Here is a 15,299-nt window from a genome sequence, read left to right as displayed (position 1 = left end):
GCGCTTGTTTAGGCGCGGTATTATTGCGTCGATTGGCGCCGCGCGATGCTTTGTCCTGTGGGGTTGCCTTGTCGTCCAGGCGCATGCTCAAGGCAATGCGCTTGCGCTCAATATCCACGTCGATGACTTTCACTTTGACGATATCGCCGGCTTTCACCACGTCTCTGGGGTCTTTCACATACTGGTGGGAAAGAGCAGAAATATGTACCAGCCCATCCTGATGAACGCCGACATCCACGAAAGCGCCAAAGTTGGTGACATTGGTGACGCAGCCTTCCAGAATCATTTCCGGTTCCAGGTCACTGACTTTCTCGATGCCGTCTTTGAATGTGGCGGTTTTAAATTCTGGGCGAGGATCGCGTCCGGGTTTGTCCAGCTCTGCGATGATGTCGCGGATGGTGGGTAAGCCGAACTTGTCGTCGACATACTGTTCCGGTTTCAGCCCCCGCAGGAAGGTGCTGTCTCCCAGTAGCTGGCTGACCTGCCGGCCACATTGCTGAACAATCTTATCGACCACTGAGTACGATTCAGGGTGGACGGCGGAGCTGTCCAGCGGGTTTTCGCCGTTCATAACCCGCAAAAAGCCTGCAGCCTGCTCAAAGGTTTTGTCGCCGAGTCTCGGTACCTTTTTGAGGGTTTCGCGGCTAGTGAACATGCCGTGTTCGTCGCGATACTGAACAAGGTTGGCGGCGATGGAGGCATTCAGCCCGGAAACACGCGTAAGCAGGGCAGGCGAGGCTGTGTTTACGTCCACGCCAACGGCGTTTACACAATCTTCTACAACGGCGTCCAGTGAGCGAGACAGTGCAGACTGAGACACATCGTGCTGGTATTGGCCGACGCCGATGGATTTTGGTTCAATTTTCACCAGCTCCGCTAGTGGGTCTTGCAGGCGGCGGGCAATTGAGACCGCGCCGCGAATGGTTACATCAAGATCCGGGAATTCCTTGGCCGCGTACTCGGACGCAGAATAAATCGATGCGCCTGATTCATTGACCATGACCTTGTTGGCTTTTAATTCCGGGTGAGCACTCAGCAGGTCGCCAACGAACTTGTCTGTTTCCCGGCTGGCGGTGCCATTGCCGATGGCGATCAACTCAATGTTGTACTGTTTAATCATTTTTAGCAGGACGGCGGCTGCATCGGCCTGACGGTTTTGCGGTGGATTGGGGAAAATGGCGCCGTGGTCCAGCACCTTACCGGTGGCGTCTACCACCGCCACTTTAACGCCTGTGCGCAGGCCGGGATCCAGGCCGATGGTTGGTCGAGGGCCAGCGGGTGCTGCCAACAGCAAATCTTTCAGATTGGATGAAAACACCTGAATGGCATCGTTTTCTGCGCGTTCGCGCAGTTGGCTCAGGAGGTCTGTTTCCAGATGGATATAGAGCTTGATTTTCCAGGTCCAGCGCACAACTTCGTTCAGCCATTTGTCAGCAGGTCGGCCTTCGAAACGCAGTTTCCAATGGTCGGCAACCATCGCTTCGCAGGGGCTGGTGTCGGCATCGTCAAACTGGATGTTGAGGGAAAGAATGCCTTCGTTGCGGCCGCGAAACATGGCCAGTGCGCGGTGTGAGGGGGTGTTTTTCAACGGCTCGCTGTGCTCAAAATAGTCGCTGAATTTCTCGCCCTCACGCTCCTTGCCGGCCACCAGAGCCGAAGTCAGTTTGCCTTGCTCCCAGAGGTAATTACGCAGCTTTTCGATCAGGTCTGCATCTTCGGCGAAGCGCTCCATCAAAATATACTTAGCGCCATCCAGAGCATCCTTCACAGTTTCGATTTTGTGCTCGGGATTCAGATAGGCAGCGGCTTCCGTTTCCGGATTGAGCTCTGGATTGCCAAGCAGGGCGTTGGCAAGAGGCTCCAGCCCGGCCTCAATGGCAATTTGGCCTTTGGTGCGTCGCTTGGGCTTGTAGGGCAGATACAGGTCTTCTAGCCGGCTTTTGGTGTCTGCGGCAAGAATCTTCTGTTCCAGTTCTGGGCTGAGTTTGTCCTGCTCGCGAATGCTGTTCAGAATGGCTTCACGGCGGTCTTCCAGGTCTCGCAGATAGCCCAGCCGGCTTTCCAGTTCGCGCATCTGAGTGTCGTCCAGGCCGCCAGTTACTTCTTTGCGGTAGCGGGCAATAAAGGGGACCGTGGCGCCTTCGTCCAATAATTGTACAGCGGCGTCTACATTGCGCTGAGGTACATTTAATTCCTGGGCGATGGTCTGGAGGATCTGTTTCATTCGCGAACAACCTGCGTGTTATTAACATTCGAGCGCCGCATTATGCAGAAAGGCGGCCAGTGCTGCGAGTCTTGACAGAGGGGTTGTGACGAAGTTTTTGTTGCGCAACCGCGATCAGATCAAATCTGCAATGAGAGACTCGTAGAGCGCGCAGCAGTCGTCGTAGAAACTGCGGTAGGTGTCCGTGAGGTGGGGAGCAATCATCGACATGACCTGGAATACCCCCTGGTGGATAAGTAGCTGTTGAGGCAGGTCTTTGCTGCGCAGCATGTCGTAATTTAGCCAGAAGGTAACCTGCATGGTCACGGTTTCGCAAAGCCGGTCCAGCTGGTGGGGCTGTAGCTCAAGAACGCCTTTTTCCACCAGTGTGATAGCGATGGCCTGGGCCGCGCGTACCTTCTGTTCCAGTAGGCGGCGAAATTTTTTATCTATAGCGGGGTAGCGCTGCAAGATGTCGGTCAAATTGCGGTAAAAATAGCGCTGCTTGAAGATCTCGTCGAATACGAGATAGAGGTAAAACCAGGCGTCGTCCGGCTTCAGGAGCTTGGCAATGGGGGCGTTGAGGATTTCGCTAAGCTCTTCGTGGAAGTGCTCATAGAGCGCCGAAATGATGTCTTCCTTGCCCTTGAAGTGGTAGTACAGGTTGCCGGGACTGATATCGAGCTCGTTAGCAATGTCGACCGTGGTGACGTTGGGTTCACCTTCCGTGTTGAACAGTTCGAGGCTGGTCAGCAGTATGCGGTCGCGAGTTTTCATGGGCTTTTGTATTGGAATGTGCGTCGAACGTTGCCATGTTCATGCGTGGCTGTCCACAAAAAAGGGCGACCGAAGTCGCCCTTTGTGCAGCAGTAACTCAATTACTCAGCGGCAGTAGTTTTGCTGGACGCTGCGCGCTTAGCAGGCGCTTTTTTGGGAGCGGCTGACATGGCGTTGAGTTTCTTGGTCAATGCGTCAACTTTCTTTTCCAGGCGCTCGAAGTCTTCTACGGATACACCGCCGAGACCAAGATTGGCGCGGACTTTGTTGATGCGCTCTTCGATGGAAGTGGCAGTGCCTTTACTTTTGGCAGTCACATCATCGATAGCGGTACGCGCTTGTGTTTCAAGCTTGCGGCCTTTCTCGACCAGTTCGTTGAACAGGCGGGGAGATTCTTTGCTGGCTTGCTCGTAACGCTCTTGCGCTTCGTCAAAAGCGCGGCCATACGCGCCGAGGCCCGCCAACCAGATGTTTTTGGCCATATCGCTAACTTCTTTCAGCTGAGAGGTCTTTTCGTTGCTCATTGCTGTAACTCCGTAACGTGATGAATTTTTGACGGCTTTCTCACCGGGTCTTGTTATGAAAAAAGCACGGTGGTCCTGAGACGCACCGTGCAAAAAAAAGACCTGATGGGTATTCCTGTCAAACAGGTTGCTGGGAAGCCTTAGGCTTCGGCAGCAGCCGTGTTTTCGGTTTTGCGGCTGTTGATGCGCTCTTTCAGCGTCTCAACAGAGCTTTTTACAGCTTCAACTTGCTCTTCTACCAGCGACTTGGGCTTGGCGGCAAGCTCGTCGAATTTGGCTTGGGCGTCGGCTTGTACTTTCTCGCCGCGCTTAACCAGGTCCGCAAAAATTTCTTCACGCTTCTCAATCAGCGACTGAACTTTGTCAGAAGTTTCTTTGTAAGACTTCTGGGCTTTTTCAGTGTACTCCTGACCCTGTTCGATGGCTTTGCCAGCCAGGCCCAGGTTGGCCAGGAACAGTTCACGGGCAACGGTAGTGGCTTTTTCGAACGCGTTTTGGGTTTCGGCTTGTTTCTTGCTCATGGTGTACACCTCTGGAAATAGGGAGTTGTCTGTTGTTCAGAGGGTGCAGCCAACGACCTTCTCTGAATCTGGGGGCAAAGATACGGAGAAAAATTAGAATAAACATACTAATCGCGTAAAATTTTTAATTGGTGAAAAAACGAACAGATGCGGCAAGTGCGTATCTACACCCGATGTGAAATAGGTTTTGATATTTTGTAACCGCTACAGTTATAGTCTGGAGACGCGGCATACCGGATAACAAGTAAAAGACACATTGTCGCGAGAGAGGTATCAATGAAGAATCAATCTGCCCCAACCGGGCCTAATCTGTTTTCAGCGTTTCTGGAACTGCGAGCTTTGCTTGAAGCAACCGCTGCGGCGTCGTTTCAACCGGTGCTTCGCAGGATTGCGCGAGGTGATGGTCACCCGGTGGTGGTTGTGCCTGCGTTTATGACTGGTGACGGTGGCACCGCGCTGTTGCGGCGCTACCTGAAAGCTTCGGGGTTTGTTAGTTATGGCTGGCAACAGGGGCGTAACACCGGAATCCGTCAGGCATTTTTGGATGGCTTGATAGAGCACGTGCGTGACATATCCAGCCAGCACAACGGAGCAACAGTGAGCCTGGTGGGCTGGAGCCTAGGTGGTGTCTATGCGCGCGCCTTGGCGAATGCGGAGCCGGACCTTGTGCGTCAGGTAATCACCCTTGGGTCACCGTTCAATGTGCCCACGATGGATGGTATTTCTGGTGGGGTGGCTAAGCTCTATGAGTTTCTCAACCCAGGTGGACTTGATGATCCCATGCTGGATGCTGCTGACACCTGGCGGGAAACACCACCCGTGCCCTCTACCGCGATATACAGCACCAGCGATGGTGTTGCCGACTGGCATTATTGCGTAGACGATGAACCCTTCGGTGAGACCGAAAATGTGAGGGTGCCCGGTAGTCACATGGGCCTGACTCACAACGCAGCTGTGATGTACGCCGTCGCCGAACGCCTGGCGCAAAAAGAAGGTCATTGGCGCCCGTTCAACAGCAACCCGCTACGTCGCTTCTGGTTCGGCGACGCGCTCGCCTCGTAAAAACCGGGGTCGTATCGAATATTTTTTGATCAATGCGCCCCGTCACTTCTTTCTAACTGTTTGAGTCGCTTGGTATTGCCTTCTTGCTTGGTGGTTGGCGGGCTGGGCTGTTCAAAAAATACTCGATACGACCCCGGTTTTGGGGATAAAAAAAGGCGCAGCCTTGCGGGTGCGCCTTTTGGAGTAGAGTGGGGCCTTGCTTAGCTGGCTTTGGGGCCTGCGGCAATGATCGCATCCGCAACATCAAATTTCTTGATGTTTTCCTGGAACAGTTTGGCCAGTTTTGTGGCTTCGGCGTCGTAAGCTGCTTCGTCACCCCAGGATTTACGTGGGTTGATGAATTTCTCGTCGACGCCGGGGATGGCTTTCGGAATTTCCAGGTTAAGGATATCCAAGTGCTCGGTTTCCACGTTGTTGAGTGCGCCGCTTTGAGCTGCTGCGACAACCGCGCGTGTTACCGGGATCGGGAAGCGTGAACCGGTTCCACCGGCGGCGCCTGAACCACCGGTCCAGCCAGTGTTGATCAGGTAAACGCGTGAGCCGAAGTCGGCGATGCGCTTCATCAACAATTCTGCGTAATCACCAGCAGGGCGCGGCATAAAGGGTGCGCCAAAGCAGGTTGAGAACGTTGGGTGAATGCCAGCTTCTGCGCCAAGCTCGGTTGAGCCAACGCGTGCGGTGTAGCCGCTGAGAAAATGGAAGGCTGCCGCTTCTTTGCTGAGGATGGACACGGGCGGCAGTACGCCGGATACGTCGCAGGTCAGGAAGATAACAGTTTGCGGTTCACCAGCCGAGTTTTGCGGTACGCGCTTGTCAACATGCTCCAGCGGGTAACAGCAGCGGCCGTTTTCGGTCAGGCTGGTGTCGTTGTAGTCGGGTGTGCGGGTATCGGCATCGATTACGACGTTTTCAACAATGGCGCCAAAGCGGATAGCGTCCCAGATGATGGGCTCGTTTTCCTGGCTCAGGTTGATGGTTTTAGCGTAGCAACCACCTTCAATATTGAAAACGGCACCTTTGGCCCAGCCGTGCTCGTCGTCGCCGATCAAGAAGCGGTCAGGGTCGGCAGACAACGTGGTTTTGCCAGTGCCAGACAGGCCGAAGAACAGCGTGGTGTCGCCTTCATCGCCCACATTGGCGGAGCAGTGCATCGGCATAACGTCTTTTTCAGGCAGCAGGAAGTTCTGCACTGAAAACATGGCCTTTTTCATTTCACCGGCGTAGCGCATGCCAGCCAGCAGCACTTTGCGCTGGGCAAAGTTAATTAGGACGCAGCCGTCGGAGTTGGTGCCGTCGCGCTCGGGATCACAGACAAAGCCAGCCACATTGAGAATGGTCCACTGCTCTTTGCCTTTGGGGTTGTACTTGTGTGGGCGCACAAACATGTTGCGGCCGAACAAGGCTTGCCAGGCAGTCTGAGTGTGAACTTCAACGGGAATGTAGTGCTCGTCATGAGCGCCAACGTGGAGATGAGAAACAAAGCGATCGTGGTCGGCGAGATAATCTTCTACGCGGTTCCAGAGGGCGTCGAATTTGTCGGCGTCGAAGGGGCGGTTAACGCTGCCCCATTCGATGGAGTCACTGGTGGAGGGCTCTTTTACGATAAAGCGGTCGCCGGGAGAACGGCCGGTTCGTTTGCCGGTGGTGACAACCAGGGCACCGTTGTCGGCCAGTTCACCCTCGCCGCGCGCCAGCGCTTGTTCGATCAGCCGCGACGGCGCCAAATCTGTATACACAATCGTTTCTGCACTCATTCTCTCGTCCTGTCAAAACGCTCCCGTTGGCTTTCAAGTCGCGACTTGCAGCTCTTGTTTGGGGGCCTAACTTTGGGGCAACCGCTGCCGGCTTGCAGGGCAGCCAATTTTCGGGGGCGCCATTATGTCAAAAAAGCTGCCCCAGCGCTAACCCCTCTTAATGAGCGTCGCGCGGTGTTTGTTTCCCGAGCAGTGCGTCGATGTCGCTTTCGGAAAACTGGTAGAACCGGTTGCAAAATTCACAGTTCACATCGATGGATGACCGTTCGGTGAGGATGTCCCGCAGTTCTGCCTCACCGAGGGAAAGCAGTACAGCTTCGAGACGTTCATGGCTGCAAGTGCATTGAAATTGCACGGTTTTTTGAGGGTGTAGGCGCAGGGCTTCCTGGTGGTAAAGGCGGTAGAGAAGCTCTTCTCGAGGGAGTCCAAGTAGCTCTTGCGCTGACAGGGTGTTGGCCATTTGGGTCAGGTGGAGCCATTGGTCGCTACTGTTGTCGCCCGGCATTTGTTGGAGCAGCATGCCACCTGCACGCTGTTTGTCTGCGAATAGCCACAGGCGAGTGGCGAGCTGTTCGCTTTGCTCAAAATAGTTGCCCAAGCTGCTGGCGAGACTGTTGCCGTCGAGTGACACAATGCCCTGGTAGGGTTTGCCACTGCGCGGTTGCACGGTAAGGCACAGGGTGCCGTTGGTAAACAGGGTTGCGAAATCCTCGCTGGTGGCCTCTTGGGCCTGCCGGGCAATGGCGCGGTAACTTTGCTGGTTGGTAACCTCGGTCATGATTAGCGGAATTTCGCCTTCGCTGCGTACTTGCAGGGTCAGGGTGCCATCAAATTTGATGGTTTCGGCCAGTAGGCAGGCAGCGGCGCTGAGCTCCCCCAGCAAGTTGGCGACAACTGGGGGGTAGTGGTGAACAGCCAGCAGTTCCTGAAAGCTGTTTTGCAGGAGTACGTGTTCACCGCGCACGGCGCAATCGTCAAAGGTAAAGCGGCTGAGAGTATCGGCGCAGCTGGCGTCAGGCATGTTGGTTAAGCTCATGTGGTTTGCTGTTTGAAGCGGTGAATCTGGCGTCGTTGTTTCTTGGTGGGACGTTCCCGGCTGAGTAGATCGGCACCGGGGCCATGCGCCTTGCGTTCGGCGGCGCGCAACTCTCGCTGTTTGATGCTGTCTTCGGTTTCGCGGTAAAGCTGCTGTGCTTCGGGGGCGCCACGACGCTGTTCCGAAATGGCCTCAATGACCACGGTTTTGTTGTCCCAGCCCTGGCGTAGGGTGAGCTTGGCGCCCACTTCGACCTCTTTACTGACTTTGCAGCGGGCACCATTGTAGTGCACTTTGCCGCCCTCGATGGCCTGTTTGGCCAGGCTGCGGGTCTTGAAAAAGCGCGCCGCCCACAGCCACTTGTCCAGCCGAACTTTCTGACTGTCGCTCATGCGGTGGGAAGCAGCTCGTCGAAGTGGTGGATGGCGGGAAACGCGAGGTTGTCGCGCAGGGCTTGTTTACTGTCCGGCTGACGCAGGGTGAGCAGGTGCCCAATGCCAAAATCGGCGGCGGCCTGCAGCACGTGAACGTTATCGTCAACCAGCAGGGTACGCTTTTCATTGAAAGGCGATTCTTCGCTCAACTTTAACCAGAATTGGGGGTCTTCTTTGGCGGCCTGAAAATGGTGAGAGATCACGATCTTGTCGACCCATTGGTCGAGACCGGTCCGCGCCATCTTGATGTCCAGGCTATGTTGGTGGGCGTTGGTGACGAGCCACACTTCGCGCTGGGAGTCACTCAGCCACTGCAGAAACTCTTCTACATACGGTCGTATCGCGATCAAGTGTTCTACTTCGCGCTTGAGGGCGGGAATGTCTAGTTTCAGTTCTTCGGACCAGTAGTCGATGCAATACCAGTTCAGCGTGCCCTGCTTGGCCATGATCTGAGCCATCAGGTTGTCGCGAACGGCTTCCAGTGAGCCGCCATGTATTTCGCTGTAACGCAGGGGCAGGTGTTGGGTCCAGAAATAGTTGTCGAAGTGGAGATCCAGCAGAGTGCCGTCCATATCCAGCATTACGGTATCCACGTCCTGCCAATTGATCATGGCCTTGCACTCCAATTACCAAGGTGAAGACGGCGGATTTTACCACTGCTGAACGGTTGGCGCACGAGAGTCTTGTTAGCGTCCCTGAATCAGTTCCAGTGCTTCGAGGTTTTCTTGCATCACAAGATCGTTCGGGCAGTGGTAGCTAGCCGTCAGTATGGTGGGTAGGCTGCTCTCTCGTTGGCCGTTGAAATCGGCGGCTCGACAGGCTTTTTCGATGCGGTGGTAGCGCATGGACAGGCGATCTTGTACTGGGTACCAGGCGGCGGCTAAAGCAGCGCCACATTGCCCCCCGAGATCGCGCAGCAGCTGAAAAAGAAATTCGCGGCTGTCATGAAGGTGTGAAAGTATTTGTTGATTGAAAAAATCTGCAATATTCATGGTAACCAACCCCCCGGTGGTATGTGTCTGAATTAAGCGGCCATTGCGTTGTGTCGAATTTGGCTTTCATGCTCTACGTAATCCACGTTGAGCCACCAGTCGCCAGAGAAGAATGCTCGGAGCATTTTTCTGTCGCCTGATTGATAAGCGTCTGGCATCGCGAAGTGGTGACGGTCGGTTGTCGCCTGAGGAATGGATTGGCTCGTTGACTCTTTGCTTGCCGCGCTTTTCATGGTTGACCCCGGTGGTTTCTGGTTTTTGTTGCGGCGTTGGTGCCGCGTCATTTGTTGTAATCAGATTAATAAAGCGGGGCTGTGTCGCCTATACGGTATGTCGCGAGGTGGTGTAGGGAATTGCCGAAGGTCAGGTAGCGCTTGCGGAGCCTTTGGTGGTTAATGGCGGATCACATAGTCGACGTTGAGCCACCAATCGCCAGTGTAGCTTTCACGCAAGCGTCGCAGGGTGTGATCGCGGTAGCCGGGCGGCATTTCAAAGGCGGTATTGTCTGGTTTTCGTACAGCAGGTTTTGCGGAGCGGTTTGACGAGGCTTTGGTTTTCAGCATGGACACGATTCCGACTCTCCATGTGGATCAGTCTAGTTTTCTGTCATGCTAAAGGGTTTGTTTGTTCAGGGTAGTAAGGAAAAACCACTACTACCCTGAACCGCTTACTGATGTCAGTGCTGATTGCCGGAGGGAATGTCTTTAAAGGCCATACCCTTGTCGGCACGGGGTTCCTGCGGTAAACCGAGTACTTGCTCGGCAATGATGTTGCGCATGACTTCGTCGGTGCCTCCGGCAAGGCGAATGCCCGGGGCGAATAGGACTGACTTCTGAAAGTGCGCTTTTTGCGGAGCCATAGCCTCGTCGCAGATGGCGCCGGTATCAGCCATCAATTGCAGGGCGAAATTGGCAATGTCCTGATTCATTACTGCGCCCACCAGTTTGCCCAGGGCTGCCTCAGCGCCGGGCATGCCGCCCTTGGCGACGGCGGTCAGCATGCGATTGGTTGATGCCTTGATGCCCGCATGTTGGGTATACCAGGTGGCGAGTCGGTCGCGCACAACGGGGTTGTCAACCACTGGCTCACCATCGATTTCCAGGGTTTGTACGAGTTCGAAGAACTCGGGAAAGCCATCGGGTTGCACGCCAGAAATGGCGAGCCGCTCATTCATCAGTACCAGCAGAGCTGCGCCCCAGCCGCCACCGATTTCACCCAGGCGCTGGCTGTCAGGAATTTCTGCGTTGTTGAAAAACACCTCGTTAAAATGTGAGCCGCCATCCATCTGCTTGATGGGCTGCACATCAACACCGGCTTGCTTCATGTCGATATAAAACATGGTCATGCCACGGTATTTCGACACGTCGGGATCGGTTCGGCAGAGAATCACACCGTAGTCCGAATGTTGGGCGCCCGAGGTCCAAATTTTCTGGCCGTTGACGATCCATTTGTCACCCTGCTGTTCAGCCTTGGTGCGCAGACCGGCAACGTCGGAGCCGGCACTGGGCTCTGAAAACAACTGGCACCAGACGTCTTCCGCAGAGGCCATGCGTGGTAGCAGGGCTTTCTTTTGTTCTTCAGCCGCAAAATGCATAAGCGCAGGGCCGCAATTGCCCTGGCCGATGACAAAATAGCCGTCGGGTTCGTCGTATTTGGCAACTTCTTGTGACCAGATCACTTTGTGGATCTGGGTAAGACCGGCGCCGCCGTATTCTTTTGGCCAGGTCGGGCAGGCGTAACCCGCGTCAAACACCTTTTTATACCAGGCTTTGGCTTTATCGTAGGCGGCTTCCTGGCTGCCTCGGCCACTGTCTTTGCTCTTGGGGGTGGCATTGGCTTTTAGCCAGGCCTGAACTTCTTTGCGAAATTCTGCTTGTTCGGGAGTATCTTTAAAATCCATCGTTGCGTTCCTCGTCTCAGGCTGCCTTGATGCGCAGCAGGCGTTCGACCAGCAGTTCTTTCCAGTGGGGGTTGCCGCCCAGAATCAGCGATAAAGCCTGGGCTCGGCGATAGTAGAGGTGGCAGTCAAACTCCCAGGTAAAACCCATGCCGCCGTGAGCCTGAATGTTTTCCTTGCTGGATTGATAGTAGGCATCGATGGCACTCACTCGTGCCGTTGCGGCTGCCAGCGGCAGTTCCGGGTCGTCTGCCGACAGCGCCCAGGCGCCATAATAGGCATTGGATCGCGCCAGCTCGGTGGCCACAAACATGTCGGCGAACTTGTGCTTGATCGCTTGAAAAGAAGCAACCTGACGACCAAAGGCGTAACGGCCTGTGGTGTAATCTTTGCCCATTTGCAGTGCTGCGTCACAGCCGCCAATCTGTTCAAAGGAGAGCAGCACAGCAGCGCGATCAAACAGCGTGCTGAGTAAGCTTGCGGTGTCGGCATCGCCGGTGAGTTTTTCTGCGTCGGCTTGGTTGAAATTCAGCTCTGCCAACGGCAGTGTGGGGTCGACGCTTTCCAGTGGTGTTCGGCTGACGGCTGCCTGATTCAAATCAACCAAATAGAGCCCGGGCGTGCCATTTTCTGTGGCCAGTACAATTGCCTTGTCGGCGATAGCGCCGTGCAGTACGGCGGTCTTGCGGCCGCTAAGTTTGCTTCCCTCAACGCTGGTCGTGGTAGCAGCTACGCGCAACGCGCCGCGCGATTCATTGACTGCCAGGCAGCCAACCCAGTCACCGCAGGCGAGCTGCGGTAGCCAGCTGGCCTGTTGCTGGGGGGCAGCTGCCAGTTTGATGGCTTCGGTGGCGAGATATACAGAGGCAATAAAAGGTACAGGCGCCAGTGAGCGACCGAGTTCTTCAGCGATCACGCAAAGCTCGAGGTAACCCAGGCCGAGGCCTCCGTGCTCTTCGGAAATGGCGGTGGCGGGCCAACCCAGCTCGACAATCTGTTGCCAGAGTGCCTGATCGTATGCCTGCTCGCCTTCCAACGTCTGGCGAACGCGTGCGGTAGAGCACTCGCTGCTCAGAAAGTTGCGAGCCTGCTCCTGGATAAATTTTTGATCTTCAGAGAAGTCAAAGTTCATGCCTTGCTCCCGGATTCTGTGCGGTTTCAGGAATCGGGAAGCTTAGCGATGCCCCGCGGAGTCAGCAATGACAAAAGCCTGCGCCGGGGCTGCCAGATCGGGTCAGTGGCGGAGGGTCAGTGCGCACACAGTGACCCTGAACTCGGTTATACCAGACGGAGCGAAGAGGGTTTGCGTCTCGACAGGGTGAGGAAAGCATCCATAGCGCGGCGGATATCGTCGGCACTGCAGGGCAGATAACGAAAGCTCAACACCAGCCGTCCCAGCACGTCGATGATCTGTTCCAGTGAGCCGATATCGCCATGGTCACGCCGGTAGTTGGCGTAGGGCTCTTCGAGCAGACCGTGCCATTCGGCCAGAGATTCCTCGCCCAGCATATGTGGAATGGCTGAGGCGGCGTTCTGTTCGCTGATGAGATCAGGTGCGCCCATATTGGGTGACAGCAGTTGGGCCGCGCTGGCCAGGCATTCTTCCAGCATTCGCGGAAAGTCCTGGTGGTAAGGCTCAGCGGCTTGGTGCATGCGTTCGAACAGGCGCTTGCGCTCCAATTCTACTACGGCCTCAAGCAGCTCGGATTTGCCTGCGTAATAGCGATATACGGTCCTACGCGTCACATTTGCGGCGTTAGCGATATCTTCAATCGTGGTTGCCTGTATGCCTTTGCTCACAAAACAGGTAATAGCCGCTTGAAGGAGTTTTTTGCGTCCGGTGTCGAGGTCGTCTACTCGGGCCCCGCGGCCCCAACGTCTACTGGTTGCCATGATTACTTACGTCACAGTGATGATTTAAAGTGATGTTAGCCATTTAGGATGTGGTGCGGGTACCCGTAAAAGTACATATGCGGTGGTGGCGAGTGCCAATTTGACCTCATTTGGTGCGCGGTTGACCGAGAACGGGATAGCGATGCGGTGGACGCTGTTGCATAATCGGCCTTGAATTTATAACACCAGAAGCCGATTGCCATGCGATACGCCAATATCACGGGCTGGGGAAAATGCCTGCCGCCCGCCGTTTTGACCAATGAAGACCTCACCACCGTTATGGAAACCTCTGACGAGTGGATCAGCAGCCGTACCGGCATTAAAGAGCGTCGCATAACCCATGTGAAGTACTCTGAGCTGGCGGCGCTGGCGGGTAAGCGGGCACTTGCAGCTGCCGGTCTTGAAGCGTCGGATATCGACATGATCATCCTGGCGACCGCAGCCCCCGATAATATGATTCCCAATGGTGCCTCCGCAGTGCAGGATATGCTGGGCGCTAAAAATGCGGCCGTGTTTGATCTCAATGCCGCCTGCACTGGCTTTGTCTACGGACTCAGTATTGCCACCGCGATGGTGCGTGCTGGCAGCGTGGAGCGAGTGATGGTAATTGGGGTAGACGGCATTCCCTACTACCTGGACTGGACCATGCGCGAGGTATCTGTGCTGTTCGGCGATGCCGCCGGTGCAGTCATCGTGGAACCCAGCGAAGAGGAATGTGGTCTGCTGGCAGATAAATTGGGCTGCGATGGTGATGCGAGAGATATTCTCATGGCCTGTGACTCTGGCTCAGTTCGAGAGCGATTTGGCCCGATAGATGGACACTTTGCGATTAATTTTGAAGGCCAGGAGATCTTTAAACGCGCGGTGAGAGGCATGGGGTTTGCCATGAACAACGTCCTCGATCGCCTGAACTTGAAGCCTGAAGACATAGACCTGGTGATTCCTCACCAAGCCAATATCCGCATTATAGAAACCTTGGCCAAACGATTGAACGCGCCGATGGACAAGGTGATGGTCAATATCGAAAAATACGGCAATACCTCAGCGGCCACTGTGCCAGTTGCCCTATGTGAGGCGCTGGAGCAGGGTCGTATTAAGCCAGGTGACCACGTCTTGGCGGCAGCATTCGGGGCCGGTCTTACCTGGGGCGCCTTTGTGGTGAAATGGGGCGATCGGGTAGAGCCGCTGGGTACCTGCGACGACGAGCTGCCACCCTGTGACAAAACCGCATTGGAAATACTGCAGCCGTGGATTGAGGGTGGTCGGCGCGCAAACGGCCAATGATTCTGCGAACCCCCGAGCAGCGCTTTAGCGCGCTGCCGGACTTTCCTTTCACACCGCATTACCACACGCTGACTCACGGCGCGGGTGAACTGCGCATGGCCTATATTGATGAGGGGCCGCGCGCTGCGCCGGTAGTGCTTATGCTACATGGTGAGCCCAGCTGGAGTTTTGCCTACCGCAAAGTGATTGCCGCCATAGCGAAAGCAGGTTATCGCGCGGTGGCGCCAGACCATATCGGCTTTGGTCGCTCGGACAAACTGGCGGATCGCAGTGCCTACAGTTACGCCAGTTTTATAAGCTGGATGTGTGACTTTGTCAGCGCGCTGGACCTGCGCGATATTTTGCTGGTTTGTCAGGATTGGGGCGGTCCGATTGGTCTGAGCACGCTGGCCGCTATGCCGGAGCGATTCGCCGGTGTGATTGCCGCCAATACCCTGCTGCCAAACTGTGAGCCACCGCCGGCCGGCGTGCCGGACTGGCCGGGCGATATTATTAATGCCTGGGTGGCGATGACTGGCGATGCCACGGATCTGCCTGTGTCCGAAATTGTCAGCGGCGTTTGCGTCACAGCGCTGAGCCAGACGGTGAAGGATGCATACGATGCACCATTTCCCGATGCCAGCTACAAAGCGGCTGTGCTTGAGTTTCCGAGCCTGATTCCCCTTCGGGAAAATCAGCCTGGCTGCGCTGAAAATCGCGCCGTCTGGGCGCTGCTGGATCAATGGCAAAAGCCCTTTGTGACTGCATTTAGTGACGGCGATCCGGCCACCGCCGCTTGGTCGGACGTATTTCGTGAGCGTATTCCTGGCGCCGCCAATGATTGGCATATGACCATTCCAGGCGCTGGGCATTTTGTGCAAGAAGAGCAAGGTGAGGCATTGGCCGGACTGGTAGAGCGTGTACGAGAGGCGATATGAAGCCG

17 protein-coding genes are annotated in these 15,299 nt (G+C 55.5%); 3 read left to right on the top strand and 14 right to left on the bottom strand.

The features are described 5' to 3' along the window. The 4 genes from ABYP39_RS11680 to ABYP39_RS11665 all read right to left on the bottom strand — a co-directional run. On the bottom strand, positions 1-2,224 hold a 2,224-nt coding region (locus ABYP39_RS11680), incomplete at its 3' end, for a Tex family protein (RefSeq protein ID WP_372782673.1). 114 nt (positions 2,225-2,338) lie between these two features. Continuing rightward, a complete protein-coding gene (locus ABYP39_RS11675; protein WP_372750044.1) occupies positions 2,339-2,980 on the bottom strand; it encodes a TetR/AcrR family transcriptional regulator in 642 nt (213 codons plus the stop codon). Positions 2,981-3,081: 101 nt separating this feature from the next. Beyond that, positions 3,082-3,504 (bottom strand): phasin family protein, encoded by a 423-nt coding sequence (locus tag ABYP39_RS11670; protein ID WP_372750043.1) that lies wholly within the window; start codon positions 3,502-3,504, stop codon positions 3,082-3,084. 140 nt (positions 3,505-3,644) lie between these two features. Further along, complete coding sequence (locus ABYP39_RS11665; RefSeq protein ID WP_372750042.1) at positions 3,645-4,025, bottom strand: hypothetical protein; 381 nt, start codon at positions 4,023-4,025, stop codon at positions 3,645-3,647. A 276-nt stretch (positions 4,026-4,301) separates the two neighbouring features. On the opposite strand from ABYP39_RS11665, the gene ABYP39_RS11660 reads away from it, so the two are divergent. Continuing rightward, positions 4,302-5,087 carry an esterase/lipase family protein gene (locus ABYP39_RS11660; RefSeq protein ID WP_372750041.1) on the top strand — a complete coding sequence of 262 codons (786 nt, stop codon included), beginning with the start codon at positions 4,302-4,304 and terminating at the stop codon, positions 5,085-5,087. Between the two features lie 200 nt (positions 5,088-5,287). Here ABYP39_RS11660 and ABYP39_RS11655 read toward each other — a convergent pair whose 3' ends face one another. The 10 genes from ABYP39_RS11655 to ABYP39_RS11610 all read right to left on the bottom strand — a co-directional run bounded on the left by ABYP39_RS11655 (position 5,288) and on the right by ABYP39_RS11610 (position 13,093). Next, complete coding sequence (locus ABYP39_RS11655; protein ID WP_372764833.1) at positions 5,288-6,841, bottom strand: phosphoenolpyruvate carboxykinase; 1,554 nt, start codon at positions 6,839-6,841, stop codon at positions 5,288-5,290. Between the two features lie 157 nt (positions 6,842-6,998). Next, positions 6,999-7,877 carry an Hsp33 family molecular chaperone HslO gene (gene hslO / locus ABYP39_RS11650; protein ID WP_372764835.1) on the bottom strand — a complete coding sequence of 293 codons (879 nt, stop codon included), beginning with the start codon at positions 7,875-7,877 and terminating at the stop codon, positions 6,999-7,001. Then, positions 7,874-8,269, bottom strand: coding sequence for a ribosome-associated heat shock protein Hsp15 (gene hslR / locus ABYP39_RS11645; protein ID WP_372748572.1), 396 nt, complete (start codon positions 8,267-8,269; stop codon positions 7,874-7,876). The genes hslO and hslR overlap by 4 nt, the downstream gene beginning before the upstream one ends. Next, positions 8,266-8,922: a GMP/IMP nucleotidase gene (yrfG, locus tag ABYP39_RS11640; protein WP_372748573.1), complete on the bottom strand. Its 657-nt coding sequence runs from the start codon at positions 8,920-8,922 to the stop codon at positions 8,266-8,268. Before yrfG ends, hslR begins: the two co-directional genes overlap by 4 nt. Before the next feature lie 75 nt (positions 8,923-8,997). Then, positions 8,998-9,303 carry a hypothetical protein gene (locus ABYP39_RS11635; protein ID WP_372764836.1) on the bottom strand — a complete coding sequence of 102 codons (306 nt, stop codon included), beginning with the start codon at positions 9,301-9,303 and terminating at the stop codon, positions 8,998-9,000. 32 nt (positions 9,304-9,335) lie between these two features. Continuing rightward, the gene (locus ABYP39_RS11630; protein ID WP_372782671.1) at positions 9,336-9,536 is read right to left on the bottom strand and encodes a hypothetical protein; all 201 of its coding nucleotides are present in this window, start codon (positions 9,534-9,536) and stop codon (positions 9,336-9,338) included. A gap of 159 nt (positions 9,537-9,695) precedes the next feature. Then, positions 9,696-9,866, bottom strand: coding sequence for a hypothetical protein (locus ABYP39_RS11625; protein ID WP_372764837.1), 171 nt, complete (start codon positions 9,864-9,866; stop codon positions 9,696-9,698). Positions 9,867-9,979: 113 nt separating this feature from the next. Then, positions 9,980-11,203: an acyl-CoA dehydrogenase family protein gene (locus ABYP39_RS11620; protein WP_372782669.1), complete on the bottom strand. Its 1,224-nt coding sequence runs from the start codon at positions 11,201-11,203 to the stop codon at positions 9,980-9,982. Between the two features lie 16 nt (positions 11,204-11,219). Beyond that, positions 11,220-12,332, bottom strand: coding sequence for an acyl-CoA dehydrogenase family protein (locus ABYP39_RS11615; RefSeq protein ID WP_372764917.1), 1,113 nt, complete (start codon positions 12,330-12,332; stop codon positions 11,220-11,222). 146 nt (positions 12,333-12,478) lie between these two features. After that, positions 12,479-13,093, bottom strand: a complete 615-nt coding sequence (locus tag ABYP39_RS11610; protein WP_372748579.1) for a TetR/AcrR family transcriptional regulator — start codon at positions 13,091-13,093, stop codon at positions 12,479-12,481. A 201-nt stretch (positions 13,094-13,294) separates the two neighbouring features. Between ABYP39_RS11610 and ABYP39_RS11605 the strand changes: the two genes are divergently transcribed. Both ABYP39_RS11605 and ABYP39_RS11600 read left to right on the top strand, forming a co-directional pair. Next, a complete protein-coding gene (locus tag ABYP39_RS11605; protein WP_372748580.1) occupies positions 13,295-14,377 on the top strand; it encodes a ketoacyl-ACP synthase III in 1,083 nt (360 codons plus the stop codon). Beyond that, positions 14,374-15,294: a haloalkane dehalogenase gene (locus tag ABYP39_RS11600; RefSeq protein WP_372782667.1), complete on the top strand. Its 921-nt coding sequence runs from the start codon at positions 14,374-14,376 to the stop codon at positions 15,292-15,294. The genes ABYP39_RS11605 and ABYP39_RS11600 overlap by 4 nt, the downstream gene beginning before the upstream one ends. The last annotated feature ends 5 nt before the right edge of the window (positions 15,295-15,299 follow it).

Origin of the sequence: Litorivivens sp., from assembly GCF_041625495.1 — a bacterium.
Lineage (GTDB): Bacteria > Pseudomonadota > Gammaproteobacteria > Pseudomonadales > Spongiibacteraceae > Litorivivens.
The sequence above is the reverse complement of the archived record's forward strand: the minus strand, read 5'-3'. Positions and strand labels throughout refer to the sequence as shown.